Here is a 22,074-nt window from a genome sequence, read left to right on the forward strand (position 1 = left end):
ATTGTTTACCTCAGCCCTCCTTTGTTTAAAAGTTATATAAGACACCATTTCTGATGTATTAATCTAATTCAGTCTTATAAATCAATCTTTCAATATGAATCGTCAAATATAATTTTTCATCATCTGACACAGTATAGTGATAGTTATTTTGTAAGTACTCACTAATCTTCTCAACACAAGCATAGGCATTAATATACTTACATTTAATAATTTCTAGTAACTCACTTTCATTATTAGCAGCTGCTTTTTTGTTCGTTGTTAATCTCAAAGCAAAGAACTTTAAATGCGTTACAAACCGATGATAGTAGATGGACTCCATATCAAAGTCCATCTGAAAATGATACTTGACGATATTTGATATTTCTTGCATCAAATTCGTTAACTCATAAACTGTTTCCAAATCTTCATCCATACTGGCATTTACTAAATGAAGACTAATAAAACCTGCTTCATCAATTGGTAAAGATATCGCTAACTTTTTATAAATAATCGCCAATGCCTCTTTACCGACTTTAAATTCTTCTGGATAAAATCGTTTAATATCCCAAAGCATCGGATTTTTCAAACATAAACCTTCTTTAAAACGACTGACTGTCGTGTAAATGTGATCACTCAATGACAGATAAATGCTTTCATGAAGCTTTTTATTTAAGGACTCTTCTGCGAAGGAAATGATACTATTACTAATCTCAAAATAATCAATAGGGATTTCTTTTAGGATTGCTTCCATGCGACTATCGTTTTCAAAGTCTTTGGTTACAAATATTTTTTCAACTCTATCAGGATCAATTTCCAGCCCCACTTTTTTATTAAAGGATATTCCTCTACCTGATACGATAATTTCTTGTCCTTCAGCATCTCTAGAAAATACAACATTATTATTGACTACTCTTTCAATTAACATTCGTATTCCTCCCTCAGAAAATAAAAACACCTATCTATAGAATAAATAGCTAAAGAACTGCTAAATATACTATAAATAGGTGTAGCTTACCCGATCGCAATAACTATCCATGTCGTCATTATGACATAAAACACCTATCCATGTAAACCCTTACATTTTATTTTTCCAAATTTTTTTGAACAAGAAATTCTGTGCCTCTATAGCTTCAGATGCCTGCTCTTTTTAATCAATTGCTTTGGGGCTGTTTTCCAATTGTAACGCTTTGTTATCTTGCATTTTAAAGAATGGGTAATAAATGGCGACGGATAGTATAATTTCTAAAATTTGGAATACAGATCCTCTCCACCCTGACAAGACAAACCCTGAAAAAATTGGGGGCATCGTCCACGGAACTAAAATACCATTCGTAATTGGGACAATGTTTAGCTTCATCACAATGTATGTTAAAATTCCCAAAACTTGTGGCGTTAAGATAAATGGAATCATCATAATCGGATTTAAAACAATTGGCACACCAAAAATTAACGGTTCATTTATGTTAAATAAAGCTGGTCCAAATCCTAATTTACCTAATGTTTTATATTGCCGTGACTTCGCAAACCAAAAACAAACGATAGCTAAGCCAATTGTTCCAGACGTTCCCCCAAGTTTAATAAAATTACTATAAAATTGAAGATTGACAATATTAGGTAAGACCCCACCCGTTGCAAAAGCTTCAGCATTCTCAACAGATAATGCTGTCCAAATTGGAGTCATAACCGCCAACATAATATTGGAACCATGAATACCAAAACACCATAACAACGATTCAAAAAATAGTAATATAATTACCGCAGGTAGCGAACTTCCTAGAGATAACAATGGTTTTTGCAAGACTTGGAAGATAAAATCATGGGCTGTTAAAAAAGGAGTTAAGGCAAACCCTATTCTAATGAAGTTAAAAATAATACCCACAAAAAGCGCTGGGATAAGTGCTGAAAATGAGTTCGCAACATTAGGTGGAACTGAATCTGGCATCTTAATCTCCCACCCACGTTTAATGACTACATTAAAAATTTCTACCGCTAATATGGCAGCAATCATTCCAATAAACAACCCCGCCGCACCAAAGTTCCCAACGGGTAAACCATCTAAGCCATTTGTATCTTTTACTAAAGGTGTCAGGATAAAGAAAGCGAATAGCGAAACAACTTGTGCTCCACCAGTATCTAGCTCATAATGTTTTGATAAACTTTTAGAAATCCCTAAAACAACAAAGATTGTCATTAAGTTCATCGACATGTTATTAACAGTTAAGAAGTAACTAGTCCAATCGTCACCTAGTATTTTCTGCATGAAATTAAGATAAGGATCAAACGGCAATTGGGTGATTAATAAGAAAATAGAACCAATAATTAATAAAGGCATAACTACAAAAAAACCATCTTTAATAGCAGCTAAGTAGCGATTACTATCAAGTTTCATCGCAATAGGCACTAATCTTTTTTCAACCTGATTCATAAATTTATCCACTGACAACATCCTCTCTCTGTTGACTCATTAGGACTGACACTTTTTTATTCCATCTCGGCTAATAATTTTTGAGCAAGTTTCATGATGACGGGACAATCGCCCATCGCGTATGCCATTGAATCAATTGTGGCACATGGCATCTTTGTTAAAGTTTTGATTTCATTCAATCTATATCTAACTTGAGGGCCTAATAAGATCATGTCATAATCGTTTGCTTGCTCTTTATACTGACCTAAACCAACCGCCTTAACAGCTAAAGGAATCCCTTCTTCTGACCAATACTCTTCCATCTTTTTAACTAATAAGCTTGTGGACATACCACCTGCACAGACTAATAATATTTTCATAAGCTACCTCCTAGTTTTGACGATCACGATACAACAAAATAATTTCCTTAATTAGTTCATTTGCTAAAAGACTTGTCATGAAGTGATCTTGAGCATGAATCATTAACAAGCTAATATCTTGTTCTTCACCACTTGCTTCTTTTATTAAGAGTTCCGTTTGAGTGTTATGTGCGACATCAATGGCTTCATTAGATTTTTCCATCAATTCATCAGCTTCCTCGAATTGACGATTCTTCACTCGTTTAAGGGCACCAAATGCGTAAGACCTACCATCACCAGAATTTGCAATCAACTTCATCGCAAACCGTTCACTTGTTGAGTTTTCAACCAATCTTTCCTCACCCTTTCTCAAATTAGAAAGCAACAATAAAACGACGAATATAATCCAAAGCTTACTGTCTACGTTTCAAGCAAACAAAAAAGAGGCTGGACAGTAGTGTCCAACCTCTTTGACATATCTAAATAAGCTACCACCCGACTAAGCGTTAAGCGTAACTTGTACGCGAAAATGGTACGCAATCCATTTACAATTATCCCGTCAAATGATACATTTCTAGTATGGCAACTGAGGTAGACAACTAGTGTATCTACTTCAGGCTCACTGGTGGGATTGCCGTCCTACCATTGAGTGCCTTTTTATTATGCAATTATATTCGTCTTGCCGCCATTGTATAGGTAGAAAGGGCGAACAGTCAAGGAAAATATTCCTATAATAATCTTAGATAATTAATAAAATAATCTTTGGTAAGGACCATTATAATCCATTAGAGACTCTATTATGAGCTCACTTTGAAAACCAAGTTCTTTCAATAAGTAATAATCAGTTATACATCGTAACTTAATTATTATATCAATAATCTCACTGATTTCTTGATATCTATCAGGATAATTATTTTTATCCCCACCATGTGTTAAATAATTTCTAGTCTCCGTAATTCTCTTTGAAACTTTCGATATTTCTTTACCATTTCTAAAGAGGTTTCGGAGATCGTCAGGTACACTCTTTAACAATTTAGAAATTTTTCCAGAAAAAGATGGTTCTTCTTTAACGAAAGAGAGTTGGCTTTTCAATTCATCTTTAACTGGATTCTCTTCAAATTCTTTTTCAATAAATTCCAACACTTTATTTTTTTTATAAAGAAATTCCTTATTCACTTCAGGTTCTGTATACACATAAGTTCTATGGTACATTTCTAGTGTTTTACTGATATTTACTAAACTTTTTATAGCAAAAGTAGGTAAGATTTTATCGCTAATATAGTTTTCAATTATTGGTTCTATTTTTTCTCTTTGATCAAAAAAACATTGATATAATTTATTGAAATTATTACTATACTCTTTATAATCAATCAATGGACTTCTAATTTGTTTTAAAGATTCCACACCCTGTTGGATGAAAAATAATCTATATATTTTTATCTTCAGCGGGTTTTTATCCGGTTCAATACACTCTAGATACTCAATCTGTTGATATTTTCCTAAAACTAAAGCAAGAAGACGGTTAATTTCAAAAACTACTTTTTTATATTCACTTATTGATAAACTCTCTTCTTTAGAATTATTAGACAGTTCCAAACTATTTTTTATAATAAAGGATACATCTGGCAATTGATATTTTTCTGTAATAAGTGTCTTTTCTGAAATTAAATAGTTTTTATTTTCTATTTTGATATCAGTCATCTCATTTTTTACGTCTGAATTCGGCATCACAGATTTGCCTACATTTGAATAATAATCTTTTTCAATCCAATCATTCATCCCTACAAATGAAAAACTACATTTTTTTGTTCTTAATGTATCTAATGATGAAACATATTCTAAATTTGATGAAATCATCAAGTTTGAACGATACTCCGATATTTTAAAACCCGAACTATGATTGCTAAATCGATTTTGACATACATCAAAAAAAGAGAGCCTCTCTCCACACTCAGTAAGACAGTGAACTACATCAAATTGATTTAATTTCCCAAAATCTAATGGAGTATCAACATTAAAATCATCAAATAAAGTAATAACTATCCCTGTATCACTATACTCAACAACACCGTTTGCCCAATCCTCATTATCTTCAACTTGAGATGGTAAAAAAAATAGTCCTTTTACTGACATATCACTCTGTAAATCTGTTTTTAAAAATTTTTTATTCATGATACACCTCTTCTCTTTAATATTTTAAATTCTACCGCATTATTCCATACACCGCCACATACGCATTAATTTTATTTCTTTATATGATAAATCTCCCATAAAAATGCTATACTACCCTTAAGGATGTGATTAACATGAATGAAACTCAAAAGGAAAAAGCCATGCGTTTGATTGCTCAGAAGCAAGGTAAGACACCCGTTGGTTCTGCTACAACTGAAACTGGACACACGGTTCACGCTCAGAAGAAACCAACAAATAGCTTCTCAACAACTAAAGCTACTAAAAAGTATATGAAAAAAAGCCCCCACTAATGTGGTGGCTTTTTTATTTTTAAATTTAGTCTTTCTCGTCTAGTCTTTTGTATAAACTAATAACTTCTTTAGCAATATCCGAAAAAGCAATGCTAGTCATTAAATGATCTTGACTGTGAATTAATAACAGTGAAATATCTGGTGCTGATCCTTGCGCTTCTGCTGTTAGCAAGCCCGTTTGAGAATGATGCGCCTCGACAAGTGCATCATTCGCATAGTTGATTTTCTTTTCCGAAGATTCAAAATCCCCTTCTTTAGCCGCTTGGATTGCCTCCATTGCTTCACTTTTTGCATTTCCGGCATTTATAATGATCCCCATAATCATTTCAAGTGTTCCTTGCCCCATCTATCTCACCTATCTTTTTTTATTTTTCAATGACTGATAGTGCTGCCTCTAAGACTTTACTACCGTTCATCATGCCATAATCTTTCATTTCGATAACCTCTACTGGAATCCCTTTAGTTGCAACTTTTTTCTCGAATTGTGATTTCATAAACCTAACTTGTGGACCTAACAAAAGAATATCAATTTTTTCAGAATCGTCTTGTAATTTCACATCCGCTTCTGAAGCTGCTACAGCAAAAATATCAGCTTGAATGCCTTTTTCAGTAGCTGCCTGTTCCATTTTTGAAACTAATAAGCTTGTACTCATTCCAGCAGAACATACTAGCATAATTCTTTTCATATCTTTCTCTCCTTTTCATTAAGTGTCTCAGTCACGTCAGTTAATTTGATCCGTCGCATACAACACTGCTCCAATTAAATTAGAGTCATTTTTAAATTTACACGGCATTATTTTAGTTGGTGCCAATGCTTTTAACTGCGACTCAACCTCAAAATCAAGATGATTCCGGATCTTTTCAATCAACCAATCTTCCTCGCTGACGCCACCACCAATACAAATTATTTCTGGATTATAAAAGGCGATCACCATCCGTAATCCAAGAACAATATTTTGGCACCAGTCATTAACGATTTGAATCGCATAGGTATCTTTTGCTACATATTTTTTTAAAATGTTTGCTCCCGAGTGTTGCTTATCTTGTACCGTAACACCCTTGTTGTAACTCTGAATCAAAGCATTTACTGAGCAAATTCTCCCTAAACCCACTGTTTTATTTTGCTCAATCGCAATCGGAATATGTGAAAATTCTCCAATGATGTTATTTCTGCCTGCTACAATATCTTCCCCTATACAGTAGCACCCTCCAACACCTGTTCCTAACAGCCAATAAACACTTGACTCTGAGCCTACACCATTCCCCAACTTCATTTCACAGTATCCCGCTGCATGCCCATCATTTAATGCTCTAACCGGGCGATTTAATCTACTTTGAACTTCATCATTTATGGTAGTCCCCATCATAATTCGACAGTTTTCTGATGCCTTTGACATCACTTTCGACTCTTTAGAAATGACTCCTGGTGCACAGACACCTACACAAGAAATACTACTAACATCTAGTCCTTTGCACAGATAATCATAAAACTCTGATTGACTATGACATAGCCGTGTCTTTTTTTTCCATTTCTTAATAACCTGATACTGCTCATCAAGAATCCCATATTTTATGAATGTTCCACCGATATCAATTCCTAAATAATTTTTCATTCCTTATTACCTAGTTAAGCTAATTCCGAAGCAACAGCGTCTTTTATAGTTACTCCTTCTTTTTCAAGCCGTTCAATTGTATCAGCAAAATTAGGTAAGTAGTCTTTATGAGCAATGAATAACTCATCCATTATTTTTTTCGCATCTTCCCCGGCTCTAACTAGTGGATTAATTGTAAAAGCTTGTAGCGCTAAGCCGTAATTGCCAGTAACAGCTGCTTCAATTGTCACAAGCTCCATATTCTTCATCGCTTGTAACCAGCCACGTTCTGCTGGTTCTAAAGAACCATAAGCAATCGGTAAGGCTCCTGCTGCCCCCACAAATGCCGATACTTCCACAACACAATCTGGATCTAAATCTGGAACTGCACCATTATTCTTAGTCGAAACAACAATGTGTGTTCCTTTATTGGCATAGATAGAGGCAATTGTCTCACATGCAGCGTCAGAATAATGTGCCCCGCCACGTTTAGCTAACTGCTCTGGTTTATGATCTAATTTAGGATCTTTGTATAACTCGAACAATTCTGCTTCGGTTTCTTTTACTTGTTGCGCACGCGTTCCAATCGTGTTGTATTCATTAATCGCACTTTCTAACATTTCTTGCTCACGATAATAATATCTGTGATAACCACACGGAATCATTTTCATTTGAACTAATTGATCTTTAAAGAATGGCACATTATGAATGTTGACAGGAATTCCTGCATCTTGACTAAACATTTTGTCGATAATTTCTAACGTAACATCCTCACCTGTATCTTTTGTTACTTTATGCCAATGGAAATGGTTTAAGCCAGCAAATTTATAGATAAGGTTATCCAAAGTCGTATCTAACATGCCCGGCTCTTTCATCATGGCACTGACAGGTACATTACATAACCCCATAACTTTATCCCATTTACCATAACGAACAATCGCTTCTGTTACCATTCCAGCAGGATTTGTAAAGTTAATCAACCAAGCATTTGGACAAAGACGCTTCATATCCTCAACAATATCTAAAATCACAGGAATTGTTCTAAACGCTTTAAACATTCCTCCTGCCCCGTTCGTTTCTTGTCCCATCATGCCATAGGATAAAGGAATACGCTCATCTTTAACTCGAGCATCTAATAAGCCCACTCGGAACTGTGTCGTCACAAAATCAGCATCTTTTAATGCTTCTTCACGATTGAGCGTTAGGTGAACGTCCACATCATAAGGAGAGGCCTCCCACATTCGTTTAGCCATTGCCCCAACGATTTCTAATTTTTCTTTTCCTGCTTCAATATCTACTAACCAAATTTCGCTAATCGGTAATTCATCATAGCGTTTAATAAAGCCTTCCATTAACTCTGGTGTGTAACTTGATCCTCCACCAATGGTTGCTATTTTAATCCCTTTCTTTGTCATACTATTCGCTCCCTTTCAATTCATTTTTTAAAAATAATTTATCTTGTTTTACCATAAATGGATAGTAAACCAATGTTGACATTACAATAATAACTACTTGAACTAAGACACCTTTAAACCCTTGTAAAATGAAGCCTGAAAGAATTGGCGGCATTGTCCAAGGCACTTGAACCGCAGTAAAGGGATCTAAGAACCCTATAAAAATTGATAAGTAAATAATTGTAAAAGTAATGATTGGTACTAGGATAAACGGTATTAATAAAATTGGATTATAAACAATTGGTAAACCAAAAATCATTGGTTCATTAATATTGAAAATCCCTGGTAATAAAGATAGTTTTGAAACTTCTTTAAATTGTTTAGATTTCGCACGTAATAATACGGCAATGATTAAACCTAGCGTAACGCCAGTTCCACCAATTTTCACAAAATAATCAAGTACTTGAGGTGTCATAATATAAGCACCTTCTTTGACCGATAATGCTCCCTCTTTCAACAATTCAGAGTTGGCAATTGAATTGGCTGTTATAATCGGTAAGATTGGCCCCATTACAATATTCGGTCCATGCAAGCCCATCCAAAAAAGTAACGCACACAGAACAACCATGATTACGCCACCAACATAAGTATCAGTTAAACTTTGCATTGGTTTTTGCATAGACGTAAAGATAAACTCTGTTAACGTTGTCCCAAAGTGATTGAAAATATAGAAAATGATTGCTGTTCCTAAAATAATAGCGAAACCTGGAATAACTGCCACAAATGCATTACTTACACCTTGAGGCACCCCTTCAGGCATTTTAATCGTAATTTTTTTCTTAACAAAGTAACAGAATATATAAGAAGAAACTAACCCCACAATAATTGCGGTAATAACTCCTTGTCCACCTGTCCAAACTTTTGGAATAACACCTGAAACAACCTCGCCACTTTCACTACTCACCGTAGATGCAGTTAAGATAGTAAATGACACTAAGGCGATTAAGGCACAAGAAATGCCATCGACTTTTTCATTTTTGGCATAGAAGTAGGCTATCCCTAAAACTGAAACGATTGCTAAAATATCAAACGTTGCTCCCGAAACTTGATTTAAACCTACTGCCCAATCAACCCCAAATTGACTTGCCATGAAATCACCGTAGCCAGTGATTGGTAAATTAGCTACTAACATAAAGATCGAGCCAATTAATGTAATCGGCATGGTCAACACAAAACCATCTTTCAACGCTAGTAATGCTTTGGTGTTTGCTAATTTAGCCAACCCATTTAAAAAACCTTCAATAAATTTTGTCATAAGTCTCCCCCTTTTTATTTGACAAGCTTATTCTGACTTTAGTTGTAAGCGCTGTCAATATGTCGTTTGATTTAAAAAATGAGTTCCAAAGAAATACTCATTAAATCGCTAAATATTGTGAATTTCATTTACAATAATTTATGATATACTTTTAGAAAAAGGAGGCGCTTACATTGTTGTTGACCGAAAAATTAGACACCTACCCCTTTTCTGAAACAGAACGGATTGTTGTCAATTATCTTTTAACTGAAAAACAGCTTATTGAGCACAAAACTATCAAAGAGATTGCTGACATAACCTACACAAGTCCTTCTATTATGATACGAATTGCAAAAAAGCTCGGTTTTGCTGGTTGGAATGATTTAAAAAAAGACTACATTGAGGAAGTTAATTATTTAGAAAAAAATTTTATCAACGTTGATGCCAACTTCCCTTTTAAACAACATGATTCCCACTTAGAAATTGCAAACAAATTAGGAATTTTACATCAAGAAACAATAATGGATACTCTTTCCTTATTAAAAGCTCAACAAATTCAATCAGTGATTAATTTAATTAATAATGCTGATGATATAGTGATTTTTTCTAATAATATTAATATTCAGCTGGTTCAAGACTTTGTCCATAAAATGAAGCGGATAAAAAGACGTGTGTCTGTCTCAGAACTTGATGGTGAACAACTATTTGAAGCCGCAAATTTAGATAATAAGACTCTCGCAATCATTATTTCTTATAGCGGAGAAACAAAGCGTATTTTAGAATTAGTTCCCTTTTTAAAACACTCCGGTGTCCCTATTTTGGCGCTGACTAGTATCGGTGATAACTCTTTAGTAAAAGAAACAGATAACGTGCTGTATATTTCGACTAGAGAAAAGTTATATTCAAAAATTGGTAGCTTTTCGAGTCACACTTCTATTTGTTTCTTACTAGATATTATTTATAGTTGTATCTTTTCAATAGACTATAAGGATAACTTAGATAACCTTATCTACCTTTCAAAAATGAATGATCCACGATCTTCTAAGAGTAAAATATTAAAAGAATAAAAGCCCCCACTATTGTGGAGGTTTTCTTATTTACCTAACGCACTCTTTCAGTGCTTTAAAGTACTCAGGTGCGAATATCTCTCTTGGGTTGAAGATTGACTCTACAACTGTCAGTAAGTTATCTCTTTGATGTCTTGGCTTAACCATTCGGTGTGTGGCGTTCTTGATGTTAAAGACTGTTAGGTATTGCTCTGGAATCAAGTCTTGATAGATTCTTTCAGTTTCTTCTGTATCCACATTAATATCATGATCCCCGATAATTAAGTAATAAGGCTTTCTGATTTCTTTTAACTCATCACTGTTATCTAATGACATGTTTTTATAAATGAAATCCCAGCGATCTTTAGCAAGCGGATCTTCATCTAAGTGACTTGCTAGATAACTATCGTAGCCATTAGTTTCTAGGAAAGCATTGACCTTATCTTGTCTATTCAGTTCCTTATCAATGTCTTCTTGTGACACTCCTTGGTCTGTCATGTCTGCTATGGCATTGTAGCGACCTTGTCTCATCCAGTTAACAGCAGGTGCCACACCAATGGCAAATTTAACATCTTCATTTTGATTAAGGACTTTACTGATCACCCAACCGCCTTGACTAGCTCCCCACACACCGACTTTTTCTGGATCAATATCAAGGTTTGCTAACGCCCACTCTAAGACCTCGTCAACCTCTTTAGCACGATCGGTCATATCTTGTTTTAGCCAGTTTCCCGTTGACTCACCAACACCCGCTTTATCCCAACTGATACTAATATAGTTCTCTTGAGCTAAAGTTTCCCAGGCGGGATAATACCCCGTATCACTATTTTTATTAGCCGGACCATCTCCATGAACAAAGAGCACCAATCCAGGTTTATCGGATTGCTTCTTTGGCATCGCATATTCAACCGCTAAACTCCCTGTTCTTGTTTTCACTTGTTCCGTTTCAATTTTCATATCAAACTGGTTATTATATAAAATGATGCCACCTAAAGTTAGTAGCACTAATACTAGTATTACGATAAATTTCTTCATGCAAACAACCTCTTTCTAATTAACTAACACTAGTTTAAACCATAGGGTTACACTAAGGTAAAGAGTTATGATAATAAAATAAAAGCCACCACTATTGTGGAGGCTTTTTATTAATTTTTAATTTTCTTATAACCCATTAATCCTGAAAAATAAATAACTATTAATCCTAAAGCACTTAAAATAATACTACTTTTCTCACCTGTTTGAGGCAAAGTTGGTTTCGTTGGTTTCGTTGGATCTGTTGGTTCCGTTGGCTCCGTTGGCTTCGTTGGATCTGTTGGTTCCATTGGCTCCGTTGGCTCCGTCGGCTCTGTTGGATCTGTTGGATCTGTTGGTTCTGTTGGTTCCGTTGGTTCTGTTGGTTCTGTTGGTTCTGTTGGTTCTGTTGGTTCTGTTGGTTCTGTCGGTTCTGTTGGTTCTGTTGGTTCTGTTGGTTTCGTTGGTTCATTATCAACATCGATTATCACAACGTTATTGTTGTCATTTTTATTAACCTTAACAGGTATTGGTGTAGGATCTAAATCATACCCGTCTGGCGCTTTTGTTTCAACTAATGTATAGTCTCCAAACTCCAAAGGTATAGTTGTTTTCCCATGACCATTTTCACCTACTACAATATGATCAATCAGTTTTCCAGATTGATCCAAGACATCGAATTCTGCACCTGCTAATAATTTAGTTTTATCCTTAGCATCGTGCTTAATGACTTCAATTGTTCCGTACTCTGTTTCATCAATAATGCAACCGTGCCAGTCCCATCTATGAGTTTCACCTGCACCTTTAAATGTATCAACCATAATGGAACCATCTATATTTGATCCCCCTCCATCTAAAGTCACTCCTGGGGCTAAAATACTACCTTGCCAAGGGAATCCGATGTTAATATCACCTTTAAAAACTTCTTTATTATTTGTAAAATTCCACAATAATGTACTATCAGAAAAATCACCTGTTTCATGGTTTCCACGGTCTGTGCCGTCTGTGTATTTTAATTTTATTTGACTTGTAACTTGGTATGGATTTTGACCTTCTACATCGACATTTATAAAGACAGTCTTTGTCACTCCGCAATCTTCACCCTTCTCTAAGCCACTAATTGTAAGAGGCGTGCCCGATTGCAGTACATCACTTGCTAAATTAACAACAACTGTTTTTTTATCAATTTTACTAACATCAATCACTCTCGTGTTCACATCTTCAAAGTCACTTGCTTTAAAATTCATGTCTGGTAGTAAATTTGAGATACGCTGACTTTGAGCAAATAAATTATTAAACTCATTATCAAAATCAATATATTTTTCATCATTTTGATCTTGAAAAATATCTTGTGCTTTCCACTTATCTAATGAAATGCCATTAAATGACGGTCTATCTGGATTAGTTGTATCAACAACAACATCTTTACCTACTACAACCTTATTATGACCTTCTCCAGGAATACCTGATGAACCATTTAATGATGTGATATTTTCAAAATAATAATATTCTTTTTCTAAATATCCAACTGTCCCCATCACTGCCTGTGACCCATTTAAATTCTGTGTAGCTACATTTCCTGATGTATGATTTCTCAATGTTACATCACGTGCAAAAATATGAAACTTGGGGGCTATTCCTAAGATACTATTATTAGCATCAGGCATGTCGTCATACGCATTTCCACCAGATGGTATCTCATTAACGCGTAGTTCCTCTGCACTTACCAACGCTGACATAGGTATTATGAAAAATGCCGATAATAATGAAACTATTATTTTATTTAATTTTTTCCCCATTTAATCCCTCCTTTTTCTGAAGCTTTAATTAAAACTTCTTTACAAGAATAGCTTAAAAAAGGTAGGCTTTTTTATAATATTTTTATCTTAATACGCTAATGATAATAATGCTCATTATCCTTAAAAATACTTGGTTTATGTAGCTTTTAAACAATATCTGTTTTAATAATCGAAACAGAGACCTTTTCTTACGTTATAATATTCATATTATTTACGGAGGTATTGTTTCATGTGGAATGAGTTTCTTTCAAAAGCAGATAGTAGACGAATCAAACTTACGTATTCATTATTATTTGATGAAAAAATTAATACTAGTGATAAAAATAAACACATTACAAAAAAAGATATTTTGTGTATAAACAATCAATTATCAAGCTTACAATCCCCTTTTAAAGTTATTAACGGAGAGCTTACGTTTACAGAGTCGATTGCAAATACGCAACAAACTAAACAAAAAATTTACTATAACTTGTGCGAACAGTATTATCAAAACACCACTTCTCTAAATTTCATTAAACAACTTTTATTGCATCCAGGTTGCAGCATTGAGGCAATGACCGAATATATTTTTGTGTCGCTTCCTTATATTTATTTTCTAAAAAATAAAGTTAATGATATGGCTGTTTTAAAAAATAATAATCTAGTAGTAGTCATTATCAATAATGAACTTTTTTTAAAAGGGAACCCTACCACTATAGGATTTTTTATTTTAGATTTTTTTAAATCAATTTATTCCACTAATACTGATCTTTATGAAGTTGCATTAGAACAAAACATTCATAGTAACTACCAGGTTCCTATACCAAGAGACATTTATAGCGTTGGCCCCCTTCTCTTTAAAAAACAGGAGATAACCACAGATAAAAGTATGTTTATTTCACTTTTAAAAACGTATTACAACCAACCTCAGAATGCTATTTCAAGAGAAATAGATTTAACTAAATATAAACATAATCCTTATGTTATTTTTTTCGAAAACTCTTTTAATCTATTAAAAGATAACTACACAACCCTTAACAATCAGTCGCATCAAATATATTTTAGGAACTTAACTCTGTCATATTTATTATTTTCACTTAGTCACAAATATTATCCTTCATTTTTACTATCCTCAATTGGCAATAGCGACAAAGAAATGATTCATAATAGAAATTTAATCACGACTTTTAAAAATGACTTATTACCAATAATACCTACCGATCAAAGATTAACCTGTTTGTTATTTTTCAATCATATCAGTGGATTATTAGAGTTTGGTTCCGATCATGAGTCAATTAATCTTTTCATCAACCTCATTGAACCGCCTTACTTAGAACTCTTTGTCAAAAAAACAATCAGGAAAACATTTGGAAACGAATCCGTTCATTTTGTTGATTCGATAATAGAAGCAGATGCAATAATAAGTAGTAGTACTGATGTTTTTGATAATTCACTGTCCGATAATCGCATTTATTTTTCTAAAGATTTTTTTAACGAAGTTGTAAATAGAGATTATTTAATATTTATTGCTACAATGATTAAAACAACAAATTAGCAATATGAAATACTTACTTTATAGCTAATTACTGCTACTACAACTTCAAATCTAAAATAACCTCACTCACATGACGACTATTGATGTGTTTAAATTATTTTTTCTTTGCCAGCCAGCCTTTCAAATAATTTCAATAACTCACTTTGTTTCTATCAAATATATCTACTCCTATATTCTACCTTCTTGTCTTTTCATTTAACCAGGAGTATTATGACAATAGTGAAACACTGTCCGTCCCTGTCATCAAGGAGGTTTATATGATTCATTTTAGTGCTATTATCAACCGGGTTTATCCTATCTTTACAAAAGTCTTTGCTGGACTAAGCATTTTATACAGTATCGCATCCATCGCTTTATTTATTTTCGGACCAAAAATAATCCCAACTCACATGACTGTCTTAGGTCAAGTCGATGGGATTGGGAGCCATTTTATTTTATTATTGATTCCCCTAATTCTTGTTTTCTTAATTATCTCTACAAAAGAAAGTATTCTTCATGCTTTTTATCCAAATGATTCAGGTACCAGACTCTTTATTAAGATTATCTACATTCTCTTATATACGTCTATTATGATCATCATGGCCGTTTACTTGTATACGGTCTACCAATTAATTTAAACAAAAAGCCCTCACTAATGTGAAGGCTTTTTGTTTTATAAGTCTTTTAATTTTAAGGCGTAACCACTCTCTTCAATATGAGTAATTTTCAAATTGAATTTCTCATCAGACAATGCTTTTTGAACATCTTTTTCTGTATAGCCAATTGGAAATAAATATTGTCTCACCACATTATTAGGAAACTGATTAATTTCACAGTGGACATCGAATAATAAGTAATCATCACAGTATTTTGAAACGTTCATACGGTTTCCTCTTTTCATTTAACTTTTAATTTATTGTATCGAATAATTCATGCGATGTTTGACACAAAAATGCTCTATGATAATCAGATTAGGGTAATAGCTTATTCTTTTATCAAACTTGTTATTTTTGGTATACTTCTTAGTAATGTAAAGAGGGGGAATTAAGCTGATGTTGAATATCTTAGTTAAGAAAAATGAGTACAAACAAATAGTCATTGCTGGGACACCCTTATCAAAAGCTAAAGTATCAATTACTGAACTTCAAGAGCAATTAGACATAACTAAAAGTACCTTTAACCGCTATGTTGCTAATATCAATGAGGAGTTGGCACTGCTCTATTCTCCCACTTTAAAAATCATTTCTGATGGACAACATTTAATTTTAGAAAACCCCAATAAAATTCAACCCCCAAACATCTTTATCAAGTTGCTAAAACATTATATTAACCAGTCAACAGGCTATAAACTTCTGATGGTTTTATCTCAAATAAACGAAGTGTCATCCGAACACATACTAGAAGATTTAAATGTTTCTCACAGTTATTTAAACAAGGTCATCCGCGAATTAAATGACTTCTTTGAAGAACTCTCAATTAAGATTGTCCAACGAAATAAAATGATCCGTTTTGAAGGACCAGAGTTAAATATTATCACGCTCCTGATTTCTTTACGTATTTCGTTATGGCATTATTCAGCCGATCATAACTATATAAACTCTGACTATACGAATTTTAGGATAATCGATGCTGACTTAATTACCCCGCTCAACAACTTAGAACGGATGCGTCTGGGTCATATTGAACAAGTCATTTTCCAACGTCAAGAGAACCTTGATTTCATTCGTTTTAAAAATGAAGACGTGCGACTATCCCTACAGTTATTGACACAATACCGTGACTTAACTCAACCGAATGAATTATTGACGGAGAATGCTATTCTTTTCATCAACTATATCTGTCGAATGCTATGCCCACAACTCGATTCCCCAGATGACCGTGTTGCCTTAGCAAAATCATTCTTACAAAATCCAACGGAACTGTCCTTAGATGGTTTAATGCTTTCTACCTATATTGAAAAGCATATTTTGCCTTACGAAGAACACGACTCAGAAAAATATTATCAACATATTTACCAAGGCATGATTTCCTTTATGTCTGTTCATCTTTTACAACACAATTTTTTAGACATCTTAACCTTAAGAACCGCAGCCGTTCATAACTTTTATATCTACAATCAACCTGAATTTCTTAAAATAAGAGAGTTGTTTAATCAAACGATTCCATTTAAACAATCAGAAAATAATGCTGTCTTCGATCAAAATAGAGAATATTTTATTAGTGGTACCTACACTGCCTTCCGCGAATACAAAGAAGCTTCAATTAAAGTCATCCTTGATTTTAAATACCGCTTAACCTTTGATCGCTATTTAAAAAAACGACTAAGAGATACCTTTTCCGATAAAATGATTCACTTCGTTAAAGACAGTTCTGAGGCAGATATTATTATTTCAGATTCTTTTATTGAAGTCCCAGAGAACCAGGCATCTTTTGTCTTTGTTGATACTAACTCAACTTTCGCTATGTCTGAATTATTAAAACTTTTACTTCAGCTTTATACAGATCGTCTAAAAGGATAAAGAACACTTTATCCTTTTTTGGTATAGACAACTCATTTTAGTGACAGATGTTAGACTCCATTTTCTTTATACTATTAATACAAAGAAAATGGAGGTTCCTATGCTTGAACAACTACTTAAAAAAAATGAATATAAGCAAGTTTTAATTTTAGGACTAGTCAATCATAAAGAGCAAGCCTCTAAAGAGGCTATTCAAGCTGATCTTGCCATCACTCCAGCCACTTTTTCTCGTTATTTACGGAATATAAATCTTGATTTAGAAGAGATATTTCCGAATTATGACGTTAAAATCATTAACAATTCTGACCAATTGTCACTATTAAATACTCACGATTATTCCCCTGATCATTTGTTTAATAAGTTAGTTCATCATTATTTAATGGAGTCTAATATGTACCGGATGTTGAAGTCTTTACTTCTAAGAAATTCTCATCAAACATCCCTACTCATTGAAGAGCTAAATATTTCTCAAAGTTACTTTAACAAGTTGATTAAACAGTTGAACACTTTTATTGAACCAACTGGTGTCATCATCGCCCAACGAAATAAAGAAATTTTTTTTGATGGTGACGAAGCCAAAATTATTTACCTTGAATATTTAATGCGCCACTATTTTGAAACCATTGAACCTCTTCCTTGTATTTGTACTCATAGTTTCCCAACTATTGAGGAAGTTGTGCGAGATCACACGATTGCGGATTTAAATGATGTCCAAAAACAAAGAATGGAAACACTACACCACACCTTCAAAAAACGTTATAAACAACTTCATTTAATAAAAATTCCTGATTCTGAATTAAAAGAAGTCTTGAAAGCAGCTATGTGTGACTATGATTTACTAGATGATACCGTTCCAATCGATGATTTCAATTGTGATATGAGACTATATACTAACCTATTGGCTCGCATTTCATCCTCACAACTAGAGGATCTTGAAACAAAAAGAGAGATTGGGCGACGCTTAATTGAATTAGATACTCCTATTGTTAAAAATATTGTCTTGTTCATTGATACCATCTGTGAAAAATTTATTCCAAACATGACAAAAAACTCTCGTGAGTATGCAGAGTTTTTCTATATGGTGATACTACACATCGCATATATTCGTTTATTCGGATGTAACTATAAAGGCATGTTCCAACTGAACTTACTAAGTCGTTTAGAAGCTAGTCACGAAGACCAACCTATCTATGCTGAAATTCTTGATTACTTCCACACACCTGATAATTTTCTATACTTAGATAAAGAGATAAGCGATGTTATCTTAAATCACAACTCACTCTTTATTGATTCTTGTTATACCGCTGTCCGAAGTTACCGAAAAACTACTGTTAAAGTAAGTTTTGATTTTATCTACCGACTATCATTTGAGTTCTTTCTACAAAACAGGTTGCGTCAAATATTTGGTGATAGCATGCTGGAGTATGTTGCTGACTCAAATGAAGCTGACATTATGATTAGTGATCATTTTATTAGTGTCTCAAAAGAAACAACTTTATTTACTTTTATTGATACTAACTCGTCTGAAACATTAAATAAATTACTAAACCTAATCACAAGGACCTACACAACAAAAATTATGACAGTTGAATCTAATAAAGAAAAGGCCTCACAAATGTGAGACCTTTTTTAATAACAAATATTATTCAATTACTCATACACTTAAACTACACTAGTAAACTTTTCTATTTAATACGCCTCTAACCATCGCTAGTGCAATAGCAGTAAAACCAATTATAGTGAAAACTAGGTTGTTTTCTTGACCTGTTTGAGGTAATTTATTTTGTTGCATATTTTGTTTACTTTCATTTTCAATTTTGGAATCAATCTTTTCAGTTTCTTTTGAAATATTAAACGCTTGTTTTTTATCTTTAACTAGTTTAATATTTTCAGTTTCTGAAGTGGCAATTTTTTTGTTTTGTTTAGCTTCAAATACCTCGGGTTTTTCCACCGGATTATCAGGATTAGATGGTTTTTCTATTGGGTTTACTTCAACTCCTGGCCACACTTCTGGCTGCTCGGGTTTCGCTTCAACTCCCGGCCACACTTCTGGTCGTTCCGGTGCTTCTTCACCTTCAACTCCTGGCCATACTTCTGGCTGCTCGGGTTTTGCTTCAACTCCCGGCCACACTTCTGGTCGTTCCGGTGTTTCTTCACCTTCAACTCCTGGCCACACTTCCGGCTTCTCTGGTTTCGCTTCGGCTCCTGGCCATACTTCTGGTTTCACTGGCCATACCTCACCATCGACACTCGGCCATACATCTGGTTTCTCTGGATTTGCTCCGACTCCCGGCCATACATTCGGTGTTGACATGATAAATGTCTCATCCGTACCAATATCTTTTTGAACTTCTACGATACTAATTTGCGGATTATCTCCTTGAACCTCATTTGATAATTCCTCTTGCGCATCACTTACTATAGGTAACCCTAAAGAGCATGCAACCCCTGTGATAAACAATAATTTTTTCATCTTTCATTTCCCCTTTACTTTTCTTATTTACAACTTAATTTTAACAATATCATGAAATTAGTTCGCTTCATTTTTTGTACTGAAAAGATTTTTTTTGATTATTTTTTAAATCGTAAATATTAATCTTTATGACATGTTTCATCCAAAATCACATTTAATATACATGGTGTTAAATTAATTTTACACATGAAAATTTACACATATCTCTTTCTACCCTTTCTTTTGTTCCCCTTTGCCTATATAATAAAAGGTACAGAATTTCAGACAGCTTTTGTCTTACGAACGGAGAATTATCATGATTTACACAGCAATTATTACTATTATTTTAGGCATTATAGCTATTTTTTGTTTTGTCTTAACCTATCAATTTAAACGTGGTGAATGGACTTATCTGATAGCCGGTTATAATGATTTAAGACCGCATCAAAAAGAAAAAGTTGATATTAATGCCATCTGTAAGTCAGCTAGTCACGCTGCTTTTTGGTCTGGTATTTACATTATCGTTTTGATTGTTGCCTTACAAATCTTGTTAAATGATTACTTTCCAGAATTTCCAGTAGCCAGAATCTTAGGCATTATTATCCCGACAATTGTTTACGGTGCTTACATCATTTATGCAGCGATCGATAACAATAAATACTACAAAAACATATAAATTCAGGACGAGGTGTTACTATGGCAAGACCTAAAACAAAAACTGAATTATTACTAACTAGTCAAGATACGTTTGATAAACTATTACTCTTACTCAGCTCTTTTACAAATGAAGAATTAATTGCTCCTTTTACTTTTTCAGATGAATTTTTAGAAAAACAAAAAGGCGAGCATTGGTTGCGTGATCAAAACAAACGCGATATGTTGATTCATCTTTACGAGTGGCATCAGTTATTATTGACTTGTGTTAAAAATAATAGCTCAAATACTGTTGTCCCCTTTCTACCTAGTCCTTATAACTGGAAAAACTATGGTGAAATGAATCAGATGTTCTTTGAAAAACATCAAAATACTAGTTATGATGAAGCACTACGCCTTTTGAAATCAAGTCATGAGTCAGTTATGGAATTAATTGAAGCACACTCTAATGAGGAATTGTTTGAAAAAAATATCTTCCCCTGGACCAATACAACTACTTTTGGAAGTTATTGTGTCTCTGCCACATCTAGTCATTATGAGTGGGCCATTAAAAAAATTAAACAATCTATTAAACCACAAAATAATAAATAAAAAGCCCCGCTTGCGCGGAGGCTTTTTATAATACTTCTTTATATTCTTTCACCCAAGTGAGACTATAATAAATCTGCATCGCTATCAAAACACCAGGGATGGCAAGTAATGTCACCATGGGAAACTTATCATGTTGGCCTAATTCCAATAACATGATTAGTCCAATTAATAACATCACTAGTGTCATTTGAAAAGCTATCAATGTTCGTTTAGCTGCCGCTAATGTGATTGAGCGCTCTAATTCATCTTTGCTTTGAAATTCATTCCAACGTCTACCACCAGTTTTTTTATGTAATTTAATCATCGCAATTACAGTGATGATATTGAATACCCAATAAATAGCTTCTGCTTTATTATCGTTAAATCCTATTGCCGTTATTGCCGTCGTTCCAATGAATAAAATATCCACACAATTACTAACCATCACGAGTAACATAAACTTGTCTGCACGCATCTCTTCCATTCCAGTCCCTCACTATTCGCTTTTAATTTTTAAAATCAAATAAATCATCTACTGTCGTTTCTAAAACTTCGGCTAACTTAAATGCTAATGACAAGGTTGGATCGTACTTATCATTTTCAATGGCATTAATCGTTTGACGACTTACCTGACATTTCTTGGCCAAATCATCTTGGGAAATGTTAAGTGGTTTGCGTCGTTCCTTTATTATGTTCTTCATTTATTTCAACATCTTTCTCTTGTAATAAACTAATGAGCCACAATACATGATGACAATCACAACTAACATAGTAAACGGGTTGGCATTATTTTCACCCTTAACAAACATCCTCACAACTTCCATACTTAATTGAATAACCGCAACTAACAGCGTCCACTTTGCTGCTTTATTTTTTATATATTCTGCCATCTCATCTCCGAGACTTGATAACGAAAACAACGTATAAATTAAAAATATTAAGGGTAAAACAAATAATACTAACACCCATCCATAAAACATCATATCCATATATACCCTCCAAAAT

Annotated in this window: 25 protein-coding genes; 8 read left to right on the forward strand and 17 right to left on the reverse strand. The window is 33.8% G+C overall.

Translation table 11 applies throughout. From position 1 onward, the window contains the following. Positions 1-58 precede the first annotated feature (58 nt). From licT to G7081_RS07005, 5 genes are all read right to left on the reverse strand, one after another. Positions 59-904 carry a BglG family transcription antiterminator LicT gene (licT, locus tag G7081_RS06985; protein ID WP_166008218.1) on the reverse strand — a complete coding sequence of 282 codons (846 nt, stop codon included), beginning with the start codon at positions 902-904 and terminating at the stop codon, positions 59-61. 222 nt (positions 905-1,126) lie between these two features. After that, a complete protein-coding gene (locus G7081_RS06990; RefSeq protein WP_166008219.1) occupies positions 1,127-2,416 on the reverse strand; it encodes a PTS sugar transporter subunit IIC in 1,290 nt (429 codons plus the stop codon). A gap of 44 nt (positions 2,417-2,460) precedes the next feature. Next, the gene (locus tag G7081_RS06995) at positions 2,461-2,763 is read right to left on the reverse strand and encodes a PTS sugar transporter subunit IIB (RefSeq protein ID WP_166008220.1); all 303 of its coding nucleotides are present in this window, start codon (positions 2,761-2,763) and stop codon (positions 2,461-2,463) included. A gap of 10 nt (positions 2,764-2,773) precedes the next feature. Further along, positions 2,774-3,061, reverse strand: coding sequence for a PTS sugar transporter subunit IIA (locus G7081_RS07000; protein ID WP_420824514.1), 288 nt, complete (start codon positions 3,059-3,061; stop codon positions 2,774-2,776). 428 nt (positions 3,062-3,489) lie between these two features. Continuing rightward, complete coding sequence (locus G7081_RS07005) at positions 3,490-4,914, reverse strand: HEPN domain-containing protein (protein WP_166008222.1); 1,425 nt, start codon at positions 4,912-4,914, stop codon at positions 3,490-3,492. Positions 4,915-5,048: 134 nt separating this feature from the next. Between G7081_RS07005 and G7081_RS07010 the strand changes: the two genes are divergently transcribed. Further along, positions 5,049-5,225: a hypothetical protein gene (locus G7081_RS07010; RefSeq protein ID WP_166008223.1), complete on the forward strand. Its 177-nt coding sequence runs from the start codon at positions 5,049-5,051 to the stop codon at positions 5,223-5,225. Between the two features lie 25 nt (positions 5,226-5,250). On the opposite strand, the gene G7081_RS07015 is transcribed toward G7081_RS07010, so the two are convergent. Genes G7081_RS07015 through G7081_RS07035 form a run of 5 tightly spaced genes read right to left on the reverse strand, consistent with a single transcriptional unit; the run spans position 5,251 to position 9,526 of the window. Further along, positions 5,251-5,571: a PTS lactose/cellobiose transporter subunit IIA gene (locus G7081_RS07015; protein ID WP_166008224.1), complete on the reverse strand. Its 321-nt coding sequence runs from the start codon at positions 5,569-5,571 to the stop codon at positions 5,251-5,253. 19 nt (positions 5,572-5,590) lie between these two features. Further along, positions 5,591-5,911, reverse strand: a complete 321-nt coding sequence (locus G7081_RS07020) for a PTS sugar transporter subunit IIB (RefSeq protein ID WP_166008225.1) — start codon at positions 5,909-5,911, stop codon at positions 5,591-5,593. 36 nt (positions 5,912-5,947) lie between these two features. Continuing rightward, positions 5,948-6,838: an ROK family protein gene (locus tag G7081_RS07025; RefSeq protein ID WP_166008226.1), complete on the reverse strand. Its 891-nt coding sequence runs from the start codon at positions 6,836-6,838 to the stop codon at positions 5,948-5,950. A 14-nt stretch (positions 6,839-6,852) separates the two neighbouring features. Beyond that, a complete protein-coding gene (locus G7081_RS07030; protein WP_166008227.1) occupies positions 6,853-8,232 on the reverse strand; it encodes a 6-phospho-beta-glucosidase in 1,380 nt (459 codons plus the stop codon). A 1-nt stretch (position 8,233) separates the two neighbouring features. Continuing rightward, a complete protein-coding gene (locus G7081_RS07035; RefSeq protein WP_166008228.1) occupies positions 8,234-9,526 on the reverse strand; it encodes a PTS sugar transporter subunit IIC in 1,293 nt (430 codons plus the stop codon). Between the two features lie 173 nt (positions 9,527-9,699). On the opposite strand from G7081_RS07035, the gene G7081_RS07040 reads away from it, so the two are divergent. Next, positions 9,700-10,572 carry a MurR/RpiR family transcriptional regulator gene (locus tag G7081_RS07040; protein WP_166008229.1) on the forward strand — a complete coding sequence of 291 codons (873 nt, stop codon included), beginning with the start codon at positions 9,700-9,702 and terminating at the stop codon, positions 10,570-10,572. Between the two features lie 30 nt (positions 10,573-10,602). Here G7081_RS07040 and G7081_RS07045 read toward each other — a convergent pair whose 3' ends face one another. Both G7081_RS07045 and G7081_RS07050 read right to left on the reverse strand, forming a co-directional pair. Continuing rightward, positions 10,603-11,586 carry an alpha/beta hydrolase family protein gene (locus G7081_RS07045; protein ID WP_166008230.1) on the reverse strand — a complete coding sequence of 328 codons (984 nt, stop codon included), beginning with the start codon at positions 11,584-11,586 and terminating at the stop codon, positions 10,603-10,605. 110 nt (positions 11,587-11,696) lie between these two features. Further along, the gene (locus G7081_RS07050; protein WP_166008231.1) at positions 11,697-13,361 is read right to left on the reverse strand and encodes a collagen-binding domain-containing protein; all 1,665 of its coding nucleotides are present in this window, start codon (positions 13,359-13,361) and stop codon (positions 11,697-11,699) included. A 229-nt stretch (positions 13,362-13,590) separates the two neighbouring features. On the opposite strand from G7081_RS07050, the gene G7081_RS07055 reads away from it, so the two are divergent. Continuing rightward, positions 13,591-14,895: a hypothetical protein gene (locus G7081_RS07055; RefSeq protein ID WP_166008232.1), complete on the forward strand. Its 1,305-nt coding sequence runs from the start codon at positions 13,591-13,593 to the stop codon at positions 14,893-14,895. A 257-nt stretch (positions 14,896-15,152) separates the two neighbouring features. After that, positions 15,153-15,512 (forward strand): hypothetical protein, encoded by a 360-nt coding sequence (locus G7081_RS07060; RefSeq protein WP_166008233.1) that lies wholly within the window; start codon positions 15,153-15,155, stop codon positions 15,510-15,512. Positions 15,513-15,547: 35 nt separating this feature from the next. On the opposite strand, the gene G7081_RS07065 is transcribed toward G7081_RS07060, so the two are convergent. Continuing rightward, complete coding sequence (locus G7081_RS07065) at positions 15,548-15,757, reverse strand: hypothetical protein (RefSeq protein WP_166008234.1); 210 nt, start codon at positions 15,755-15,757, stop codon at positions 15,548-15,550. 169 nt (positions 15,758-15,926) lie between these two features. Between G7081_RS07065 and G7081_RS07070 the strand changes: the two genes are divergently transcribed. Next, positions 15,927-17,393, forward strand: coding sequence for a helix-turn-helix domain-containing protein (locus G7081_RS07070; protein ID WP_166008235.1), 1,467 nt, complete (start codon positions 15,927-15,929; stop codon positions 17,391-17,393). Between the two features lie 100 nt (positions 17,394-17,493). Further along, positions 17,494-19,014, forward strand: coding sequence for a helix-turn-helix domain-containing protein (locus G7081_RS07075; protein ID WP_166008236.1), 1,521 nt, complete (start codon positions 17,494-17,496; stop codon positions 19,012-19,014). 51 nt (positions 19,015-19,065) lie between these two features. On the opposite strand, the gene G7081_RS07080 is transcribed toward G7081_RS07075, so the two are convergent. After that, complete coding sequence (locus tag G7081_RS07080) at positions 19,066-19,866, reverse strand: LPXTG cell wall anchor domain-containing protein (RefSeq protein WP_166008237.1); 801 nt, start codon at positions 19,864-19,866, stop codon at positions 19,066-19,068. Between the two features lie 295 nt (positions 19,867-20,161). Here G7081_RS07080 and G7081_RS07085 point away from each other — a divergent pair, with 295 nt between their 5' ends. Both G7081_RS07085 and G7081_RS07090 read left to right on the forward strand, forming a co-directional pair. Continuing rightward, complete coding sequence (locus G7081_RS07085) at positions 20,162-20,521, forward strand: DUF3784 domain-containing protein (RefSeq protein WP_166008238.1); 360 nt, start codon at positions 20,162-20,164, stop codon at positions 20,519-20,521. A gap of 20 nt (positions 20,522-20,541) precedes the next feature. After that, positions 20,542-21,090, forward strand: coding sequence for a ClbS/DfsB family four-helix bundle protein (locus G7081_RS07090; RefSeq protein WP_166008239.1), 549 nt, complete (start codon positions 20,542-20,544; stop codon positions 21,088-21,090). A gap of 25 nt (positions 21,091-21,115) precedes the next feature. Here G7081_RS07090 and G7081_RS07095 read toward each other — a convergent pair whose 3' ends face one another. Genes G7081_RS07095 through G7081_RS07105 form a run of 3 tightly spaced genes read right to left on the reverse strand, consistent with a single transcriptional unit; the run spans position 21,116 to position 22,058 of the window. Next, on the reverse strand, positions 21,116-21,553 hold the full coding sequence (locus G7081_RS07095) for a hypothetical protein (protein ID WP_166008240.1): 438 nt from the start codon (positions 21,551-21,553) through the stop codon (positions 21,116-21,118). 22 nt (positions 21,554-21,575) lie between these two features. After that, positions 21,576-21,770, reverse strand: a complete 195-nt coding sequence (locus G7081_RS07100) for a helix-turn-helix transcriptional regulator (RefSeq protein ID WP_166008241.1) — start codon at positions 21,768-21,770, stop codon at positions 21,576-21,578. Further along, positions 21,771-22,058: a DUF2178 domain-containing protein gene (locus G7081_RS07105; protein WP_166008242.1), complete on the reverse strand. Its 288-nt coding sequence runs from the start codon at positions 22,056-22,058 to the stop codon at positions 21,771-21,773. It abuts the gene before it with no gap. Positions 22,059-22,074 lie beyond the last annotated feature (16 nt).

Source organism: Vagococcus coleopterorum (assembly GCF_011303955.1).
Lineage (GTDB): Bacteria > Bacillota > Bacilli > Lactobacillales > Vagococcaceae > Vagococcus_D > Vagococcus_D coleopterorum.